The sequence below is a fragment of the Paraburkholderia unamae genome (assembly GCF_003268775.1).
In the GTDB taxonomy this organism is placed as follows: domain Bacteria; phylum Pseudomonadota; class Gammaproteobacteria; order Burkholderiales; family Burkholderiaceae; genus Paraburkholderia; species Paraburkholderia unamae.
Map to the genome: position 1 here is coordinate 76970 of NZ_QLSU01000025.1, position 14632 is coordinate 91601.

Here is a 14632-nt window from a genome sequence, read left to right on the forward strand (position 1 = left end):
TCCGCGTGCATGCCGGGTTCATTGTAGTCACGATGTAAGCGTCTCGTGCATTCGCGAGCCTTGGGGAAAACGCGTGGACGCACGCGGCCCTTTTTCGCGCACTGCAACATCGGTGGCACGCTTCTCGCTGGTAATACCGCATTGAATTCGCGAAGTTTATCGCCTACAACCTGTCCAATCGGACAGGATTCGAAGAGCGGGGTTTCGCGACCCGCGAAGCGCCATCGAAGCGTGCACCGCCCTGGTTCCTCGCGCCCCGAACAGTGGCATGAGTGCACGGTTGACGAACATGCACAGGAGAGTACGTATGAACGCAGTGAGCGAAGCCGCGCTGACAACCGCGATCCACGTGAACGGCCAGCGCTTGTGGGACAGCCTGATGGAGATGGCGAAGATCGGCGCGACACCCAAGGGCGGCGTGTGCCGCCTCGCGCTCACCGACCTCGACAAACAGGGGCGAGATCTCATCGTGCAATGGGCGAAGGAGGCGGGCTGCACGGTGAGCGTCGATCAGATGGGCAACGTGTTCATGCGCCGCGCGGGGCGCAACAACGACCTGCCGCCCGTGATGACCGGCTCGCACGCCGACTCGCAGCCCACGGGCGGCCGCTTCGACGGCATCTACGGCGTGCTGGGCGGGCTCGAAGTGATCCGCTCGCTCAACGACCACGGCATCGAAACCGAGCGCCCCGTCGAAACCGTGATCTGGACTAACGAGGAAGGCTCGCGCTTCGCACCCGCGATGGTGGCCTCGGGCGTGTTCGCGGGCGTGTTCACGCTCGACTACGGGCTGTCGCGCAAGGACATCGAAGGCAAGACCATCGGCGAGGAACTCCAGCGCATCGGCTACGCGGGCGACCTGCCGTGTGGCGGCCGCCCGATTCACGCGGCGTTCGAACTGCATATCGAGCAGGGGCCGATTCTCGAAACCGAAGACAGGACCATCGGCGTCGTGACCGACGCCCAGGGCCAGCGCTGGTACGAGGTCGTGCTGACGGGCCAGGAAGCGCATGCGGGCCCCACGCCCATGCCGCGCCGCCGCGACGCGCTGTTGGGCGCCTCGCGCGTGGTGCAACTCGTGAATGAAATCGGCCTGCGCCACGCGCCGCTTGCCTGCGCGACGGTCGGCATGATGCAGGTGCACCCGAACTCGCGCAACGTGATTCCGGGCCGCGTGTTCTTCACCATCGACTTCCGCCATCCGCTCGATGACGTGCTCGCAAAGATGGACGCCGAACTGCGCGAAGGCATTGCGAAGATCGCGGAGCAAGGCAAGCTGGAAGCCCAGGTCGAGCAGATTTTTTATTACGCGCCGGTTCCGTTCGACGAGGCCTGTGTGAAGTCCGTGCGTGCGGCGGCCGAGCGGTTCGGCTACTCGAATCGCGACATCGTTTCGGGCGCGGGCCACGACGCCTGCTATCTCGCGACGGTCGCGCCGACCTCGATGGTGTTCGTGCCGTGCATCGACGGCATCAGCCACAACGAGGTGGAGGACGCGACGATCGAATGGATCGAGGCGGGCGCGAACGTGCTGCTGCACGCCATGCTCGAACGCGCGAGCGAACCCGGCTGAACAGGTTGACGCTGAAGCAAGCGGCCTGAGAGCCGCGCTGAATTTCCCGCTTTCCCCACGTACCGGCTGCGCCTTTCACGCGCTGCCGGCGGACCCGTGTTTTGCCTCGCAAGGAGCATCCGGATGTCCCAGCCCACCTCGAATGCCGCCGACGGCATCGCCGCAGGCCGCCTCACCGCCGAACAGCTAGGCTGCAACTTCGCCGACGTCGCGCCACCGCTGTCCGCCAATGCAGCCGTGATTGCCTCAGACCGCTGCCATTACTGTTACGACGCGCCGTGCGTTGCGGCCTGCCCGACCGGCATCGACATTCCGGGCTTCATTCGCAAGATCGGCAACGGCAACCTCAAGGGCGCGGCGCGCGATATCCTGAGCGCGAATCCGCTGGGCGGCATGTGCGCGCGCGTGTGCCCGACCGAGATTCTTTGCGAAGGCGCGTGCGTGAGAAATCATCAGGATGGCGAACCGGTTCAGATCGGTGCGCTGCAACGCCATGCCACCGACTTCCAGATGGCGCGCGAAGCAGCAGGCGGCCCGGCGCTTTTCAGGCGCGCAAGCGAAACGGGCCGCCGTGTCGCCGTGGTCGGGGCGGGCCCGGCCGGTCTCGCCTGCGCGCATACGCTCGCGCTCGCCGGGCATAGCGTGAGCGTGTTCGATGCACGCGAGAAGCCGGGCGGCCTCAACGAATACGGGATCGCGGCGTACAAGACCGTGGACGACTACGCGCAACGCGAGGTGCAGTGGCTGCTCTCCATCGGCGGGATCGAGTTACGCCAGGGGCAACGCCTTGGCCGCGACGTCACGCTCACCGAACTGCGCGCGGCGTATGACGCCGTGTTCATCGGCGTGGGCCTGGGCGGCACGCATGCGCTGTCCATCGAAGGCGAATCGCTCGACGGCGTGCTCGATGCCGTCGATTTCATTGCGCGCCTGCGCGATGCCGACGATCTTTCCACGCTGCCCGTGGGCCGCAAGGTCGTGGTGATCGGCGGCGGCAATACGGCAATCGACGCAGCGGTGCAAAGCCGCAAGCTGGGCGCCGAACAGGTGACGCTCGCGTACCGGCGCGGTGCGGCGCAAATGAGCGCCACGTGGGCCGAGCAGGAATTCGCGCGTACACAGGGTGTCACGCTCGTCGAGTGGATGAAGCCGCTGCGCATCACGGGCGGCACGCATGTCCAGACCGTGGAGTTCGAGCGCACTGCGCTCGACGCGAACGGCGCGTTGCGCGGCACCGGCGAAATCGCGCGCGTGGAAGCTGACGTCGTGTTGAAGGCGATCGGCCAGACGCTCTTGCCCGAAGGGCTCGACGGTTTGCAACTCGACGAGCGCGGCGTGCGCATTGCCGTGGACGCGCACGGCGCGACGTCCCTCGCGGGCGTTTTCGCGGGCGGCGATTGTGCGGGCCACGGCGCGGCCGACCTCACCGTGCAGGCCGTGCAGGACGGCAAGCTTGCCGCGCGCGCGATCGACCGCTACCTCGCGAGCCAGTCCGTGAGAGCGGCGTGAGCCAATCGTGCCACCCGAAGAGCCCATCGAATCCAGATAAAACGAAGGAGTCGCATCATGGCCGACCTGCGCTGCAAGATTGCCGGTATCGAATCGCCGAATCCGTTCTGGCTCGCCTCCGCGCCGCCCACCGACAAGGCCTATAACGTCAACCGCGCGTTCGAGGCGGGCTGGGGCGGCGTGGTCTGGAAGACCCTCGGGCTCGACCCGCACGTGGTGAACGTGAGTTCGCGCTATGGCGCGACCACGTGGCGCGGCCAGCGCATCGCGGGCCTGAACAACATCGAACTCATTACCGACCGGCCGCTCGACGTGAACCTCAAGGAAATCGCCCAGGTCAAGCGCGACTGGCCCGACCGCGCGCTCATTGTCTCGCTGATGGTGCCCTGCACCGAGCACGACTGGAAATGGATCCTGTCGCAGGTGGAGGATACCGGCGCCGATGCGGTGGAGCTGAACTTCGGCTGCCCGCACGGCATGAGCGAGCGCGGCATGGGCGCGGCCGTGGGGCAGGTGCCCGAGTACATCGAAATGGTCACGCGCTGGGTGAAGGAGGGCACGCGCCTGCCTTGCCTCGTGAAGCTCACGCCCAACGTGACGGACATCCGCCACGGCGCACGCGCGGCGCTCAAGGGCGGCGCGGACGGTGTCTCCCTCATCAACACGATCAACTCGATCGTGGGCGTCGATCTCGACGTGATGGCGCCGCTGCCCACCGTCGACGGCAAAGGCACGCACGGCGGCTACTGCGGCCCCGCCGCGAAGCCCATTGCACTGCACATGGTCGCGGAGATTGCGCGCGACCCGCAAACCCATGGCTTGCCGATCTCCGGCATCGGCGGCATTTCCGACTGGCGCGACGCCGCCGAATTCATCGTGCTGGGCGCGGGAAGCGTCCAGGTTTGCACCGCCGCGATGCATTATGGATTCCGAATCGTCAACGACATGATCGACGGCCTGTCGAACTGGATGGACGACAAGGGCTACGCGAACCTCGACGCCATTCGCGGCCGCGCCGTGCCCAATGTCACCGACTGGCAATACCTGAACCTCAACTACGACATCAAGGCGCGCATCGATCAGGACCGCTGCATTCAATGCGGCCTCTGCCACATCGCGTGCGAGGACACCTCGCATCAGGCCATCACCGCCACGCGCGACGGCAAGCGCCACTTCGAGGTGGTCGATGCGAACTGCGTCGGGTGCAATTTATGCATGCATGTGTGCCCGGTCGATCAATGCATCACGATGGAACGCGTGGACTCGGGCCGCTACGCGAACTGGACCACGCACCCGAACAACCCCGCGCGCGTGGCCGACCCCAAGGCGGCCTGAAATACCGAAGCGATACCGCAAGCCGAACGAGCCGTATAAAACCCACGACAAGACACGGAGAACCTGCACCATGAGCCAGCCCCTAGCCGGCGACGCCAGCGCGCGCCGGGCCGAAAGCGAGCTATACAACGACGACCTCGCGCCCACGGGCGTCGCGCAGCGCACCTGGCGCTGGTATCACTTCGCGGCGTTGTGGGTGGGCATGGTGATGAACATCGCCTCGTACATGCTCGCCGCCGGCCTCACGGAACAGGGCATGTCGCCGTGGCAGGCGGTGCTCACGGTGCTGCTCGGCAATCTCATCGTGCTCGTGCCGATGCTGCTTATCGGGCATGCGGGCACGAAATACGGCATTCCCTATGCCGTGCTGGTGCGCTCGTCGTTCGGCACGCGCGGCGCGAAGTTGCCGGCCATGCTGCGCGCGATCGTGGCGTGCGGCTGGTACGGCATCCAGTCGTGGCTTGGCGGCAGCGCCATCTATACGCTCGTCAATATCCTCACGCACAACGCGCTGGTGGGCGACGCGCTGCCTTTTCTCGGCATCTCGATCGGCCAGGGCGCGTGCTTCCTGCTTTTCTGGGTGCTGCAACTCTATTTCATCCTGCACGGCACCGACTCGATCCGCTGGCTCGAAAGCTGGTCCGCGCCCATCAAGGTCGTGATGTGCGTGGTGCTCGTGTGGTGGGCCTGCTCGAAAGCGGGCGGCGTGGGTTCGATGCTTTCGCAACCCTCGCAGTTCGCGGCGGGCGGCAAGAAGGCGGGCCTGTTCTGGGCGACGTTCTGGCCGAGCCTCACCGCCATGGTGGGCTTCTGGGCCACCCTCGCGCTGAACATTCCCGACTTCACGCGCTTCGCGAAAACGCAAAAGGACCAGTTCGTGGGCCAGGCCATCGGTCTGCCCATTCCGATGGCGTTGCTCTCGGTGGTTTCGGTGGTCGTGACCTCGGCCACGGTGGTCATCTACGGCAAGGCGATCTGGGACCCCATCGACCTCACGAGCCGCATGGAAGGCGTCGGCGTGGGCATCGCGCTCATCATCCTCACGCTCGACACGATGTGCTGCAATCTCGCCGCGAATCTCGTCGGCCCGGCCTACGACTTTTCGAGTCTCTGGCCCAAGGGCATTTCGTACAAGGCAGGCGGGTTGATCACCGCGGGTATCGCGATCGTGATGATGCCGTGGAAGATTCTCGCGACCACGCAGGGCTATATCTTCACCTGGCTCGTCGGTTATTCGGCACTGCTCGGGCCCGTGGCGGGCATCCTCATGGTCGATTACTTCCTCGTGCGCGGCACGCGCCTCGACACGGCCCAGCTATTCGAGGAGAACGGCGAATACGCGTATACGAACGGCTGGAATCTCGCGGCCGTGATCGCGCTAGCCGCAGGCGTGCTGCCGAACCTGCCGGGCTTCCTGAATATCGCGTTTCCGGACGCGTTTCCCTCTGTGCCCGACGCGTTCAAAAGCATTTACACCTATGCGTGGTTCGTGGGGCTCGCGATCGCCTCGCTCGTCTACGGCGTGCTGATGAAGCTCGGCAAGAGCCGCCGCCCGAGCGTCGCGAGCGCGTGAGCCGTTTCCACGCCGATTCAACCCAAGGAGACAGAGCATCATGGCGATCCTGATTCGAGGCGGCACCATCGTCAACGCGGACAAAAGCTGGCGCGCGGACGTGCTTTGCGAAAACGGCGTAATCCAGGCCGTGGGCGAGAGCCTCGACGCGCCCGCGGGCGCGACCGTGGTCGACGCGGGCGGCCAGTACGTGATGCCGGGCGGCATCGATCCGCACACGCACATGGAACTGCCGTTCATGGGCACGACCGCGAGCGACGACTTCTACACGGGCACGGCGGCGGGGCTCGCCGGCGGCACGACGTCGATCATCGACTTCGTGATACCGAACCCGAAGCAGCCGCTCATGGACGCTTTTCGCGAGTGGCGCGGCTGGGCCGAAAAGGCCGCCGCCGATTACGGCTTTCACGTAGCGGTGACCTGGTGGGACGACAGCGTGCATCGCGACATGGGCCTGCTTGTGAACGACCACGGCGTGTCGAGCTTCAAGCACTTCATGGCGTACAAGAACGCCATCATGGCCGACGACGAGATACTCGTGAACAGTTTCGCGCGCTCGCTCGAACTGGGCGCGCTGCCCACCGTGCATGCGGAGAACGGCGAGCTGGTGTTCCAGTTGCAGCGCCAGTTGCTTGCGCGCGGCTTCACGGGACCGGAGGCGCACCCGCTGTCGCGGCCGCCCGAAGTCGAAGGGGAAGCGGCGAACCGCGCGATTCGCATTGCGCAGGTGCTGGGCGTGCCGGTGTATATCGTGCACGTTTCGGCGAAAGACGCGCTCGAAGCGATTGCACGCGCGCGTGCCGAAGGTCAGCGCGTGTTCGGCGAAGTGCTGGCCGGGCATCTCGTGATTGACGAGGCGGTGTATCGCGATCCCGACTGGACACGCGCCGCCGCGCATGTGATGAGCCCGCCGTTTCGCACGAAGGAGCATCGCGACGCGCTTTGGCGCGGCCTGCAAGGCGGTTTGCTGCACACCACGGCAACCGATCACTGCGTGTTCTGCGCATCGCAGAAGGCCATGGGGCGGCAAGATTTCACAAGGATTCCGAACGGATGCGGCGGCGTGGAGGATCGCATGGCGGTGTTGTGGGACCAGGGCGTGAACACGGGGCGCCTCACGCCGAACGAATTCGTGCGCGTGACGTCGACCAACGCCGCGCAGATCTTCAACCTCTACCCGCGCAAGGGCACGGTGGCCGTGGGTGCCGACGCCGATCTCGTCGTGTGGGACCCGCAGGCCACACGCACGATCTCGGTGAAGACGCATCACCAGAACGTCGACTTCAACGTGTTCGAGGGCATGACCGTGCGCGGTGTGCCCACGCACACGGTCTCGCAAGGCGAACTCGTGTGGGCGGACGGCGACCTGCGCGCGCGGCGCGGCGCCGGGCGATATCTGAAGCGGCCCGCGAACCCTGGATACCTGCAAGCGTCGCGGCTCGCGAAGAGCCTCAAGGAGACGCAGCCCGTGCATCGGGAGGGGGATGCGTAGTCCGTGGTTGCCGCCGGCGCTTCGGTGCGTCGGCGGCGGGACGCGCCCATCTTCTAGAGGCCAAGCGTGATGTGGGAAGAGCGGGCGCGCGACACGCAAACGCAGATCGACTGATTTGCTGCGCGCTCGCCAGCCGACAGATACTTGTCGCGATGATCCGGCTCTCCGGCAAGCACGGGCGTCACGCACATGCCGCACTCGCCGCGCTTGCAGTCGTAAAGCGGCTCCACGCCGGCGGCGATCAATGCGTCGAGCAGGCTCTGGCCCGCTTCGACATGAACGGTCACACCGCTCAGACTCAACTCGGCATCAAAGGGCTGATCGCCCGAAGCGGCCAGCGCGCCTTCGAACAGCTCGACATGAACGCGCCCGGCAGGCCAGCCAGAAGCCTGCGCGGTTCCCACAACCTCGGCGATCATCGCCTGCGGTCCGCACACATACAGGCGCGCGCCCGGGCGCGGCGAGGCAAGGACTTCGGCGAGCCTGGCCCTTAGCGCATTCGGGCTGCCGCCATGCAAGTGACAATGTGCGCCGAGCGCCGCGACCTCCGCGCCGAACGCAGCGCTCGCCGGCGCCTTCGAAGCGTAGTGCAACGAGAAGCGCATGCCATCGCGAGCCAGCCGCCGCGCCATCGAGAGGATGGGCGTGATGCCGATGCCGCCCGCGATCAGCAGATGGCCGTCTTCGGCAGGTTCGAGCGCAAACGCGTTGTGCAGTTGCGCCTCCACGCGCTCGCCCGCCTGCAACGCGTGCATCCACATCGAACCCGCGCCACGCTTGAGCACTGCGACTTCGTACGTGTGGCCGGGGTAGCCATCACCGGTCAGCGAATACTCGCGATGCAGGTGCGTGCCCGGAATCGCAAACTTCAGGTGCGCGCCCGGCGTGTAGGGCGGCAACTGCGAACCGTCCTGCGCGCGCAGCGTGATGAGTCGCACGGCCGGGGCGATGGGGGTATTTTTCTCGACGATCAGTTTCATTTCAGTTGCCTTGTTCGATCAAACAGTTCAGGCGTTTGGCAATGGCAAGCAGCCGACGCTCCTGCTTCGGCTTGCCGATGACCTGCAAGCCGAGCGGCAGGCCGTTGGGTCCGTGCAAACCCGGCACGTTGACGCACGGCAGGCCGAGCAGCGTCCATGAGCGGCTCAGCACCGGGTCGCCCGTTGCCTCCAGCCCGATGGGCGCCTCGCCCGGCGCGGCGAGCGTCAGCACCGCATCGACCTCGCGCGTGAGCGCGGCGAACGCGTTGCGCGAGCGGGCGGCCAGTTCGCGCGCCGTGTCGTACGCCGTGCCGGTTGTCGCGAGGCCGTCGCCAATCAGCCTCGCAAATGGCGCGCTCAACAAATCGCGCTTCGTGCGCCATTCGGACTTGAACGACCGCGCCGCTTCATAGGCCTGCACGGTTTTCTGCGCATCGACCAGCACATGCATGTCATTGGGCACGTCGAGCGAAATGATCGACACGCCCGCTCGCGAAAGACGGACTAGCGCGCTATCGAGCACATCGTGTGCGGCGGCCTCGATCGGCTCCTGTTCGTAACCGGGCAGTATCGCGATGCGCAGTGCACGGTTTTCGAGTTCCGGTAGCGCGTCGAAACGCTCCAGGGTCAGCGCGGCACGCAGCAGTTCGAGGTCATCGGCCGATCGGGCAAGCCAGCCCAATGTGTCGAGCGACGGTGACATGGCTTTCGCACCGTTGAGACTGCACGCGTCGTAGGTCGGCTTCAACGCGAACACCCCGCAATACGACGCCGGGCGGATCAACGACCCGGCCGTTTGCGAGCCGAATGCAAGCGGTGTCATGCCGGCCGCGACCGCCGCTGCCGATCCGCTAGACGAACCGCCGGGCGTGCGCCGCACGTCGTGAGGATTGGCGCTCGGGCCGGGCTGGAAGTACGCGAATTCGGTTGTCACCGTTTTGCCGATGACGAGTGCGCCCGCCGCGCGTGCGAGCGCGACGCACGCGGCGTCGTCAGCCACGACGCCGTGCGCGTAGATCGGCGAGCCGTAGTGCGTTGGAAAATCGCGCGTCGTGAAGATGTCCTTCACGCCGATCGGCACGCCCGCGAGCAACGCGTCGCCCGTAGTCGAGGTGTTTCCCTTTGAAAGATCGGTGCGCGCCGTGCTCGTGTCGAACGCCACCCATGCTTTGACGTGGGACTCGCATGACGCGATGCGGGCGTCGATTCGATCGAGCACGTCGTCGTGCGTGAGGTGCCCCTGTACGAGCCCGTGGCGGATAGCGAGCGCCGTGAGCGGCGCAGCGTCATGGTATGTGTTCATGGGTCAATGGTCACAGAGAGATTCGATAGGGGATTCGCGGCGGCAGCTTTTAAATCGATCCCAGGCGGAAGTGCGCGTCATCGCCTCGAATTCCTGCGCCGCCTCGCTTGCGCTCGCGGCCTCGCGCAGGGGCGACCAGTCGGTGATGATCAATGCAAGCTGACGGGAGACGAAACGCCGCCACTGCGTTTCGTCGAAGAGATCTCGGGTCGCCGCGTCCATCACGCCGATGCGCGCATGACGTCGTGCACAGAGCGTCGACTCGCCCGCATGGCGTCCGCCCGCCAGATCGAGCACCACATCGGCTCCGCCGTGCTCGCGCATGATCTCCGGCCAGGCCGACGCATACGTCGCCGCCTCGCCGGCCCCGAGCGCGATCAGGCGGCGCGCGGCATGCGCGCAATCGCAAAGCGCCAGCACCTGGGCGCCGGTTTCTGCGGCGAGCAGCGTTGCGAGCATGCCGGTTGTCGTGTGCGCCTCGTGAATCAGCACGGTTTCGTGGGCTTGCAGATTCAGCCGCTTCATCAGCGCCACCCACGCTTTCGTCCAGTCGCCCGGCAACAGCAACGCGTCGTGTTCGCAAAGATGCGGCGGCACGCTCAGCGCATGACTCGGCGTTAGCGAGGGTACGCACGCCGCGCCATCGCGCGTTGGAACGGTGAACGTCAAGCGTTGTGGCGAAAGCGGTGTGGCATGCTCCGTCGTGGATGCGATCCGGGAGAGCACGGGCACACGCGTCTCGCCGTCGAGCACGACCGCTTCGCCGAGGCAATACGCGCCACCTGGCATCGGGCGCCTCGTCTGCCTGGCGGACTCACCGGTTGCCGGATCGTCGTTCACACATGTATTCTCTGGTGACATTTGCCTTTTCCTTTACCGACTCGCCGCGACTATCCCGCCGCAATCGAACTGCTCGCCCAACATGAACTTTTCCAGACCCGACCCGGAGGAAAACAGCGACGGGCCGATCCGGGCGCCGGATTTTTCGCTCAGACAACTTTCGTACTTTCTCGCCGCCGCCCAGCATCAATCCGTGCAAAAGGCCGCGGCCGTGCTTCATGTTTCATCGCCCGCCGTCTCAGCGGCGATCGCGCATCTCGAAGGCACGCTGGGCGTCACGCTGTTCAACCGGCAACACGCGCGCGGGCTGCTGCTTACCGAAGCGGGCAGCGAGTTTGCCGTGCAATGCCGCGCCGTGCTTCAAAACGCGAACGAGTTGCTTGTGCCCGGCACGCTCGATCGCGGCGCGCTGCGCGGGCAGGTGAAAGTCGGGTGTCTGACCACGTTTGCGCCTCTCGTCATTCCGTCGCTTCTGAACACGGTGCGCGCCGACATTCCCAATGCGAAGCTCACGTGGACCGAAGGCCACCACGAATACCTGATCGAAGGACTGCGCACCGGCACGCTCGATCTGGCCGTGCTGTACGACTTCGAAATTCCTTCGGGCATCCAGATCATGACGTTGCGCGGCGCGCCATTGCAGGTCGTGTTGCCGCCCCATCATCCGCTTTGCGCGCGCACGCATATTCCCGCCGCCGAAATCAACACCGAACCGTTCATCTTGCTCGACCTCCCACGTACGCGCGAATACATGCTTTCGGCCTTCAGCTCGCACGGCGTGCTGCCACGCATCGCGCATTCGGTCACGTCGCTGAACATGCTCTTTGGCCTTGTCGCGGCGGGACACGGTTTCTCGTTGCTCAACTTCTGTCCGCCATACATGGTGCCGGGCATCGGCCGTATCGTTTCGCGCCCGTTCGACTCGCTTGTACGTCAGCCCAATATCGTGGTCGCGTATTCGTACCGCTATCACTATCCGCGTGTCGCGGCGGCAATCGTCGAGCGCATCGCGTCCATCGTCGATACGCTCACGATCGAATCGCCGTGATCGTCGGAGCCGGTGTTATGCGAGGCTGAGGGCCCGGGTTCCGTCGACGCTCAGGGCATCTCCATCCACGATTCGGAAAACGCCAGAAACGCCGAGCTTTTCTTGCCGCCGTCGAAGTTTCGCGTCGTGACCTTGCCTGCCAGCGCGCGGCCGTTCACCTCGATGCTGGCGTCTTGCGCGTCGATGAAGAGGCTGTACATCTCGTGCTTTAACGTCGGGCCTTTTTCCGCGGGCATGTCGACCGCGTAGGGCGTGCCAAGCCGGCTCCACGTCATCACCACTTCCAGATCGCCTGAACAGAGAATCTCCTGGTAGCGCGAGCGCGTGTCGCCGACCGAGCGCGAATCCGTGAGCGGCAGATACTGCACGGCGGCCGTGCCCGCCGAAATGCGGAATGCCGCGAATTTGCTGAAGAAATGCTCCATCAGATAGCGTGCGAGCGCTTCGTTGTCGGCGATGCACACGTTGCACGCTTGCGGCAGGCTCGCCGCTACGCCCGGCTTTTCCAGTAGCAGCACGCCCTTGCCCATGCCGAAAGGCGAGTAGTTGATCTTGAAGCTGGCGGCGAGGCTGGTCCATTCGCCGTCGTCGCGCTCCTTCAGGTAAATGCCGGGGTTGTCGCCGGTCCAGGCAACCGTGCCGGGGTGAATGGGTTGACTCATGTTTCGTGTGCCTTTGAAAGAACAGCGGTGTCGATGGGGATTCAGACCGTGGTGCCGGCGAGCGACTGCGCGTAGTCTTCGATGCGCGCGCGCACCTGGCGGTCGCGGTCCGCGGCTTCGTGATGCTCGCCGCGCACGACGATGCCCGTGATCGTCTTGCCGACCTCGCGGATGAACGCCGCGTCGTCTTCGCGCGGTGGGGCGCTGATGACCGTGTCGTGCGCATAGGTCGGCGTGGCCCCGTCCGTGCGCAGCGGCGACACCGAAGGCTTGCCGCCCTGCGCAACCTTGTTGCTTTCCCGACGGAGCAACTGGCGCAGCATCGCGACGCCGCGGTCGCAGCGCGTGAGGTTTTCGAGCGCATGAACGGCAATTGGCCGTTGCGATACCTGTGCGTCGTAATCGCCTGGCATGCGTTGGCGGTCCTCGTACGGCCGCGCGCCGTTCTGGCCGAAGAAGTCGACCGACTCGACGCCGCATTGCGCTTCGTCGGCAATGCCGCGCGGGTCCGCGTCGGGGTGGAAATGACGCCAGCCGATGATGCGGCAAGTCTGGTTGTCGATCGGCGTAGTCCAGCGCGTGATCGCCACGCGCGCGAAACATTTGTCATCCTGACCATCTTCCCAGATGTGGCCGACCTGCGCGAGATTCGGCAGGATGATGTCGTTCGAGCGCACCCACACCTTGTCCTTCCAGCGCCGGGTCGTCACGTAGATCATGCCGGCGGGCGTCGGCACGAAATCCATGTCGGGCAGCTCGCCCCAGGCTTCCGCGAATTGCGTGAAGCTGATGCGCGTATGCAGGAACACCGCGTGCGCCGGGTCCATTACGTTTTCGTGCACCTGTAGCCAGTTGCAGGGATAGGTGAGGCAGTACGGCACGAGCCGGTCGTCGTCGATGGCGTAGGTGTCGAACAGCGGAAACTCGGGCTTCTCCTGAGGCGGCCCGAAGTAGCCGAAGATGATGCCGCGATATTCGTGCAGCGGATACGCACCATGGCACACGTTAAAACGCAATTGCGAATCGGGCGGATCGCCCGGCGTTTCGAGTATCGTGCCGTCCACGCCGAACAGCCAGCCGTGGTAGCAGCAACGCAAGCCCTCGTCTTCGCAGATGCCGAATTCGAGCGAGGTGCCGCGATGGCTGCAATGCTTTTCGAGCAAGCCCGGCTTGCCGTTCTTCGCGCGAAACAGTACGAGATCCTCGCCGAACATGCGCACGGCCTTGGGCAATTCGCCGAGTTCCGTGCTGAGCGCGACAGGCTGCCAGAAGCGGCGCAGATACTCGCCCATCGGCGAGCCTTTCTCGACGTGCGTGAGCTCCGCATTTTCCGCCGGTTGGCGTTCCCGCTCGTACGCCGAGTAGGGTTTGATCAAAATGGTTTTCTGAGTCATGGGTTCACTCTGGGGATGACGGTTCCAATACGATGCTAGCGGCGCCAAGCGCTGGGCGACATTCACAAATAAGCCCGCTAGCTACGGTTTTCCTGAGGCGTGAAAGCGCGCTCGTGTCCCAGTGCCGCGTATTCCGCGAGACAGGTCGAGCCTTGAAAATGACCGAAGGCCGGTGAGCCGATGCCTTGCGCGATCGAGTGCGCGGTTTGAGACGGGAGCAGCGAGGGCTTCCCGGCCGCCTCCGCCAGTATTTGAATGCGCGCCGAGCGCTCGATCAGCAGGAACCACCAGAGCGCTTCCTCGACGCTGCGTCCCACCGTCAGTGGGCCGTGATTGCGCAGCAGGGCCGCCTTGCGTGCGCCGAGCGCACCGGCAATGCGCTCGCCCTCGCTCAGCTCGACGACGAGTCCACTGTCTTGCGCGTAGACGCAGTGATCGTCGTAGAGCGCACACACGTCCTGGTTGATCGGATCGAGCAAGCGTCCGAGTGCGCACCAGGCGGTGGCGTGCGGGGGGTGGCCGTGCACCACGCACACGACCTCGGGGCGCGCGCGATGGATCTGCGCGTGGATCGCAAAAGCGGCGGCGTTGATCGCGTGTCCTTCGATCACGTCGCCATCGTGCGAAACGAGCGCGAGATCGGCCGCGCGCATTGCGCCGTAGCCGACGCCGAACGGATTGACCCAGAAGCAGTCGGCGCGCACCGGATCGCGCACCGAGAGATGCCCCGAGACGCCCAGGTTCATATGCAGCGAGGCGAGCAGGTGAAAGGCCGCCGAAGCGGTGCGCTTGCGGCGCTCGCGCAGCCCGGCGGGGTCGCCGTTCGCGTCGTTGGCGTGCGACGGCGCGACGGGTGCGAATACGAATGGATTGCGGTTCATGGCTGGCGTTGATTCCCGCGAGGAATAAGCGACGTTGGAGAG

12 protein-coding genes are annotated in these 14632 nt (G+C 65.3%); 6 read left to right on the top strand and 6 right to left on the bottom strand.

All coding sequences use genetic code 11. The features are described 5' to 3' along the window. The first annotated feature begins 307 nt into the window (after positions 1 to 307). The 5 genes from C7401_RS31975 (at position 308) to hydA (ending at position 7482) form a co-directional block, all read left to right on the top strand. Positions 308 to 1573: a Zn-dependent hydrolase gene (locus tag C7401_RS31975; RefSeq protein ID WP_112175474.1), complete on the top strand. Its 1266-nt coding sequence runs from the start codon at positions 308 to 310 to the stop codon at positions 1571 to 1573. A gap of 123 nt (positions 1574 to 1696) precedes the next feature. Then, entirely contained in the window at positions 1697 to 3082 is a 1386-nt protein-coding gene (locus tag C7401_RS31980) for an NAD(P)-dependent oxidoreductase (RefSeq protein ID WP_112175476.1), read from the top strand. Between the two features lie 57 nt (positions 3083 to 3139). Beyond that, complete coding sequence (preA, locus tag C7401_RS31985) at positions 3140 to 4417, top strand: NAD-dependent dihydropyrimidine dehydrogenase subunit PreA (RefSeq protein WP_112175478.1); 1278 nt, start codon at positions 3140 to 3142, stop codon at positions 4415 to 4417. Between the two features lie 70 nt (positions 4418 to 4487). After that, positions 4488 to 5990 carry an NCS1 family nucleobase:cation symporter-1 gene (locus tag C7401_RS31990; protein WP_112175480.1) on the top strand — a complete coding sequence of 501 codons (1503 nt, stop codon included), beginning with the start codon at positions 4488 to 4490 and terminating at the stop codon, positions 5988 to 5990. Between the two features lie 40 nt (positions 5991 to 6030). Further along, positions 6031 to 7482: a dihydropyrimidinase gene (hydA, locus tag C7401_RS31995; RefSeq protein WP_112175482.1), complete on the top strand. Its 1452-nt coding sequence runs from the start codon at positions 6031 to 6033 to the stop codon at positions 7480 to 7482. Between the two features lie 53 nt (positions 7483 to 7535). Here hydA and C7401_RS32000 read toward each other — a convergent pair whose 3' ends face one another. From C7401_RS32000 to C7401_RS32010, 3 genes are read right to left on the bottom strand one after another with little or no spacing between them, the layout of a single operon-like run. Next, positions 7536 to 8462 carry a PDR/VanB family oxidoreductase gene (locus C7401_RS32000; RefSeq protein WP_112175484.1) on the bottom strand — a complete coding sequence of 309 codons (927 nt, stop codon included), beginning with the start codon at positions 8460 to 8462 and terminating at the stop codon, positions 7536 to 7538. A gap of 1 nt (position 8463) precedes the next feature. Beyond that, the gene (locus tag C7401_RS32005) at positions 8464 to 9765 is read right to left on the bottom strand and encodes an amidase (protein WP_112175486.1); all 1302 of its coding nucleotides are present in this window, start codon (positions 9763 to 9765) and stop codon (positions 8464 to 8466) included. A gap of 3 nt (positions 9766 to 9768) precedes the next feature. Continuing rightward, the gene (locus C7401_RS32010) at positions 9769 to 10299 is read right to left on the bottom strand and encodes an MDR/zinc-dependent alcohol dehydrogenase-like family protein (protein ID WP_146758036.1); all 531 of its coding nucleotides are present in this window, start codon (positions 10297 to 10299) and stop codon (positions 9769 to 9771) included. 388 nt (positions 10300 to 10687) lie between these two features. On the opposite strand from C7401_RS32010, the gene C7401_RS32015 reads away from it, so the two are divergent. After that, positions 10688 to 11653, top strand: coding sequence for a LysR family transcriptional regulator (locus C7401_RS32015; protein ID WP_258397311.1), 966 nt, complete (start codon positions 10688 to 10690; stop codon positions 11651 to 11653). Between the two features lie 50 nt (positions 11654 to 11703). On the opposite strand, the gene C7401_RS32020 is transcribed toward C7401_RS32015, so the two are convergent. The 3 genes from C7401_RS32020 to C7401_RS32030 all read right to left on the bottom strand — a co-directional run bounded on the left by C7401_RS32020 (position 11704) and on the right by C7401_RS32030 (position 14590). Continuing rightward, positions 11704 to 12315, bottom strand: coding sequence for a hypothetical protein (locus tag C7401_RS32020; RefSeq protein WP_112175490.1), 612 nt, complete (start codon positions 12313 to 12315; stop codon positions 11704 to 11706). A gap of 41 nt (positions 12316 to 12356) precedes the next feature. Next, entirely contained in the window at positions 12357 to 13709 is a 1353-nt protein-coding gene (locus C7401_RS32025; RefSeq protein WP_112175492.1) for an aromatic ring-hydroxylating dioxygenase subunit alpha, read from the bottom strand. Between the two features lie 77 nt (positions 13710 to 13786). Further along, positions 13787 to 14590 (bottom strand): class II aldolase/adducin family protein, encoded by an 804-nt coding sequence (locus C7401_RS32030; protein ID WP_112175494.1) that lies wholly within the window; start codon positions 14588 to 14590, stop codon positions 13787 to 13789. Positions 14591 to 14632: the final 42 nt, after the last annotated feature.

Bases quoted from the DNA above. Each gene is read 5' to 3' on its own strand.
- C7401_RS31975 (WP_112175474.1), top strand. From the start codon at position 308: ATGAACGCAGTGAGCGAAGCCGCGCTGACAACCGCGATCCACGTGAAC.
- C7401_RS31980 (WP_112175476.1), top strand. From the start codon at position 1,697: ATGTCCCAGCCCACCTCGAATGCCGCCGACGGCATCGCCGCAGGCCGC.
- preA (WP_112175478.1), top strand. From the start codon at position 3,140: ATGGCCGACCTGCGCTGCAAGATTGCCGGTATCGAATCGCCGAATCCG.
- C7401_RS31990 (WP_112175480.1), top strand. From the start codon at position 4,488: ATGAGCCAGCCCCTAGCCGGCGACGCCAGCGCGCGCCGGGCCGAAAGC.
- hydA (WP_112175482.1), top strand. From the start codon at position 6,031: ATGGCGATCCTGATTCGAGGCGGCACCATCGTCAACGCGGACAAAAGC.
- C7401_RS32000 (WP_112175484.1), bottom strand. From the start codon at position 8,462: ATGAAACTGATCGTCGAGAAAAATACCCCCATCGCCCCGGCCGTGCGA.
- C7401_RS32005 (WP_112175486.1), bottom strand. From the start codon at position 9,765: ATGAACACATACCATGACGCTGCGCCGCTCACGGCGCTCGCTATCCGC.
- C7401_RS32015 (WP_258397311.1), top strand. From the start codon at position 10,688: ATGAACTTTTCCAGACCCGACCCGGAGGAAAACAGCGACGGGCCGATC.
- C7401_RS32020 (WP_112175490.1), bottom strand. From the start codon at position 12,315: ATGAGTCAACCCATTCACCCCGGCACGGTTGCCTGGACCGGCGACAAC.
- C7401_RS32025 (WP_112175492.1), bottom strand. From the start codon at position 13,709: ATGACTCAGAAAACCATTTTGATCAAACCCTACTCGGCGTACGAGCGG.
- C7401_RS32030 (WP_112175494.1), bottom strand. From the start codon at position 14,590: ATGAACCGCAATCCATTCGTATTCGCACCCGTCGCGCCGTCGCACGCC.